Origin of the sequence: Gardnerella sp. 30-4 (assembly GCF_001641215.1) — a bacterium.
Classification (GTDB): domain Bacteria; phylum Actinomycetota; class Actinomycetes; order Actinomycetales; family Bifidobacteriaceae; genus Bifidobacterium; species Bifidobacterium leopoldii.
This window is the reverse complement of record NZ_LXJL01000077.1, coordinates 1-4,068: the sequence shown is the minus strand read 5'-3', so window position 1 is coordinate 4,068 and position 4,068 is coordinate 1. Positions and strand designations below refer to the sequence as shown.

4 protein-coding genes are annotated in these 4,068 nt (G+C 39.6%); all 4 read left to right on the top strand.

Annotation, left to right across the window (positions count from 1 at the left end; all coding sequences use genetic code 11):
* The first annotated feature begins 151 nt into the window (after nucleotides 1-151).
* The gene (locus A5294_RS04960; RefSeq protein WP_064340605.1) at nucleotides 152-442 is read left to right on the top strand and encodes a VRR-NUC domain-containing protein; all 291 of its coding nucleotides are present in this window, start codon (nucleotides 152-154) and stop codon (nucleotides 440-442) included.
* Nucleotides 423-1,862, top strand: coding sequence for a DEAD/DEAH box helicase (locus A5294_RS04955; RefSeq protein ID WP_020760706.1), 1,440 nt, complete (start codon nucleotides 423-425; stop codon nucleotides 1,860-1,862). Before A5294_RS04960 ends, A5294_RS04955 begins: the two co-directional genes overlap by 20 nt.
* Nucleotides 1,822-2,250, top strand: coding sequence for a sigma factor-like helix-turn-helix DNA-binding protein (locus A5294_RS04950; RefSeq protein WP_019260867.1), 429 nt, complete (start codon nucleotides 1,822-1,824; stop codon nucleotides 2,248-2,250). Before A5294_RS04955 ends, A5294_RS04950 begins: the two co-directional genes overlap by 41 nt.
* A gap of 143 nt (nucleotides 2,251-2,393) precedes the next feature.
* Nucleotides 2,394-4,068: glycoside hydrolase domain-containing protein (locus A5294_RS04945; protein ID WP_064340604.1), on the top strand; the 1,675-nt coding region annotated here is incomplete at its 3' end.

Below are 4,068 nucleotides of genomic sequence, written 5' to 3'. Positions count from 1 at the left end.
AGTATATATAGAGAAAAGTAAAAGATGGGTCTAAAGCATACATGGCTACACAAATAACATTCGCCTGATGTAAACGGGGCAAAAATGAGGAAAACAGGAATCCCATGTTTTAAGGGATACAAATTTAAGTATAAGAACAAAGAGGTATCTGATGGGCTTTTTACGAGAAAAGGAAACTGAGCGAAAACTCGTCCGTGATGTTAAAGCTGTGGGAGGACTTTGTTTAAAGCTTACAAGTCCTTCCGTTGACGGGCTTCCTGACAGGCTGGTTTTACTTAACGGCGGAAAGATTGGTTTTGTCGAGCTTAAAGCACCAGGTAAAAAGCCTAGAGTTTTACAGGTGAAACGTATGAAGGATTTACAGGCTTTAGGTTTTAAGGTTTTCGTGGTTGATGACAGGAGTCAGATTGGAGGTGTGATTGATGCGATACGAGCCACATGAGTATCAAAAGTATGCGACTGATTTTATTATCACACACCCGGTGTCAGCGGTTTTGCTTGAAATGGGACTTGGTAAGAGTGTGATAAGTCTTACAGCGATTAACGACCTGATGCTTGACTCGTTTGATGTTTCCAGGACTCTGGTTATCGCTCCTCTTAGGGTTGCAAACACTACGTGGCCTTTAGAGTTAGAAAAGTGGGAGCATTTAAAACACCTTACTTATTCGGTTGTGACGGGTAGTGAGAAGGAGCGGATTCAAGCACTAAAAACGCCTGCTCACGTTTATATTATTAACCGTGAAAACGTGGAGTGGCTGATAATGAAAAGCGGCCTGCCGTTTAATTTCGACATGGTTGTGATAGATGAGCTTTCAAGTTTTAAATCGTATCAGGCGAAACGTTTTAAAGCATTACTGAAGGCTAGGCCGAAAGTTAAAAGGATTGTAGGTCTTACAGGCACGCCTTCTTCTAACGGGCTTATGGATTTGTGGGCTGAGTTTAGGCTGCTTGATATGGGTGAAAGACTAGGCCGCTATATTACGTATTATCGGCAGAACTTTTTTGATCCAGATAAGCGTAACCAGCACATGATTTTTTCTTATAAGCCTAAAGATGGTGCTGAGAGTTTAATCTATAAACAGATAGCTGATATTACGATTTCGATGAAGTCGAAAGACTATTTGAAAATGCCAGCGTGTGTGATAAACGAGGTGAAAGTAGAGTTATCCGGAAAGGAGCGAAAACTCTATGATGAGCTGAAACAGGATATGGTGGTGTCGTTGGAAGGTAAAGAAATTGATGCGATTAACGCAGCGTCTCTTTCAAATAAGCTTCTTCAAATGGCAGGCGGCGCGGTTTATAACGAGTGTAAAGAAAGCGTTCATATTCATGATCGTAAGCTTGATGCTTTAGAGGATTTAATCGAGGCTGCTAACGGTAAACCGGTGCTTGTAGCTTACTGGTTTAAGCATGATCTTGAGCGGATTAAGAATCGTTTTAACGTGCGTGAGATTAAAACGAGTGCTGATATTGCTGACTGGAATGCCGGCATAATTCCTGTAGCATTGATTCACCCGGCTTCCGCGGGTCATGGTCTTAACCTACAGGCTGGCGGTTCAACTCTTATCTGGTTTTCCCTGACTTGGAGTTTGGAACTTTACCAGCAGACGAACGCCAGGCTTAACCGTCAAGGGCAAATCGACACGGTTGTAATCCATCACATCATCACTAAGGACACGATTGATGAGGATGTGATGAGGGCTTTAAGCATGAAGGCTAAAGTGCAGGATGCTTTAATCGAGTCGGTTAAAGCAAGACTATCAATTAACGAAGTGAGGGAAAGGGGTTCTAAAGAGAACTTACCTCAAAATGGAGGTAAGAATGAACAAAAAAGAATACTTACGGCAAGCCTATCTTCTTGATAAGCGGATTAAAGCTGACATGGATGAGGTAGTAAGACTGCGTGAGCTTGCTACAAGTGTTTCTTCATTAAGATACGACAGGGAGTATGTGCAGACGACTCGAAGTATAGAAGCTCCGTTTGTGAAAGCTCTTATAAGGGTTATGGATTTAGAAGCAAAGATTAACATGGAGATTACGATGCTTATCAGTTTGAAAGAGCAGATTTTGGATGTGATTTCTAAACTTGAAAGCGTGGATGAGCAGATGATTTTACGCTACCGTTACATGAGTAACATGACGTGGGAGGATATTGGTAAAGAACTCCATGCTAGCAGAATGACGATTATAAGGTGGCATGGTAAAGCGTTAGAGCACATGGTTTTACCAGATAATCTAATCCAAATCTGAAAAAATGGTACGGTTTGGTACGCTCTGATACGAGATGACACTGCCTTCTATATGGTATTATATAGTTAGCAAAAATTATAAATACTAAGCCTTGGAAGAGTAATCTTTCAGGGCTTTTTTCATGCCTAAAAGGAGGGCACAACATGGATCAGATGGTATTACTAACACAGCAATGGTTAAACAAAACCTATGGTGATAAGCCTGGGTTTGGTTCAGTTATTACTGATGGGAATACTGGTTGGGATACAATTAATGGGCTTATTCGTGCTTTGCAGATTGAGCTTGGTATAACAGCAACAGCAAATAATTTTGGTGCTGGTACAACACGTAAATTTAATCAACGTTATCCACATGGTGTTAAGCAACAATCCGATAGTGATAAGTCGCAAAGTAATGTTTACTCGATTATTCAAGGTGCTTTATGGTGCAAGGGTTACTCTACTGGTAATGATATTACACAAAACTTTTATGGTGGTACTGGGAATGCTATTAAAGAGTTGAAGAATGATATGGGCATTGGTGGTGATTCTACTGTCACAATTGATGTAATGAAAGCTCTTCTTTCTATGCAGCAGTTCGTTTTACTAAAGCGTTACGGTGGTATTGACGTTATTAGGATTATTCAACAAACTATTAACCGAACCTATAAGGATTATACAGGTATCATTCCTTGTGACGGCTTGTATGGTCGAGAAATGAATACCGCACTTATCCAAATTTTACAGTCGTTAGAAGGCTATTCGCCTGATGATGCCACGGGTAATTTTGGACATGGTACACGAGGTAATTTGAAAACTATTAGCAGGCAAAACGCTTCTTCCTATGGTAAGTGGGTATGGCTAGCAAAAGCTGTACTTAATTGTATTAGATATGATTGTCTTCAAAATGAGAATTGGGATGATGATTTTGCTGAGCAACTCACTAAATTCCAGAAAGACTATAAGCTTCCAGTCAGCGGAGCACTTGATGTTAACACGTGGATGTCGTTGTTAACTAGTAAAGGCAATCCAGACAGAGCTGCCAAGGCGTGTGACTGTGCAACGGTACTAAATGCTCAACAAGCTAAAGATTTAAAAGCGGCAGGATACCAGATTGTTGGAAGATATTTGACTGGGTATGTTGGAAAGTCAACATCTAAAGCTCTAACTTTAGATGAAATTAAAAACATAAAAAACGCTGGTCTTTCCGTATTTCCAATTTATCAAGATGGAGGATATTATCCTGAATATTTTGCGAATCCTAACCAGGGAACTGTTGATGCACAGGTTGCTATTTCCGCTGCAAAAAGGATTGGTATTCCTTCTGGTAGTACAATATACTTTGCTGTTGATTTTGATGCTTATGGATATCAGCTGGACAGCATGATTTTACCGTATTTCAAGAAGATAAGTTTACTATTCAACAGTTGTGAAAATATTAAGAAATACCAAGTTGGTGTATATGGCCCAAGATTAATCTGCTCAAAAGTAAGCAAAGCAGGATATGCTAAATATTCGTTTGTAGCGGATATGTCTACTGGTTTTAGTGGGAATTTAGGTTATGCAATTCCTAACAATTGGGCGTTCGACCAATTTAATGAATTCTCTTTCCAATCTAGACCGACTTTTGCTCTTGATAAAGATGCATATTCTGGAAGAGATAAAGGTATCGCAAAATTTGATAGTGTAACAAAAATGACGAAAGGCGAACTAGAAAAGGAAAATATAAAAGACAAAGTAAATATTGCAAGAACACAGTTTGTGTATGATGTAGTAGAGCCTCTACATCTGCTAAATCAGCTTACTAGTTTTGGTCTTTCATATAATAAAGAAATTATTC

Excerpts from the sequence above, each read along its gene's own strand:
- A5294_RS04955 (WP_020760706.1), top strand. The coding sequence starts at position 423 with ATGCGATACGAGCCACATGAGTATCAAAAGTATGCGACTGATTTTATT.
- A5294_RS04960 (WP_064340605.1), top strand. The coding sequence starts at position 152 with ATGGGCTTTTTACGAGAAAAGGAAACTGAGCGAAAACTCGTCCGTGAT.
- A5294_RS04950 (WP_019260867.1), top strand. The coding sequence starts at position 1,822 with ATGAACAAAAAAGAATACTTACGGCAAGCCTATCTTCTTGATAAGCGG.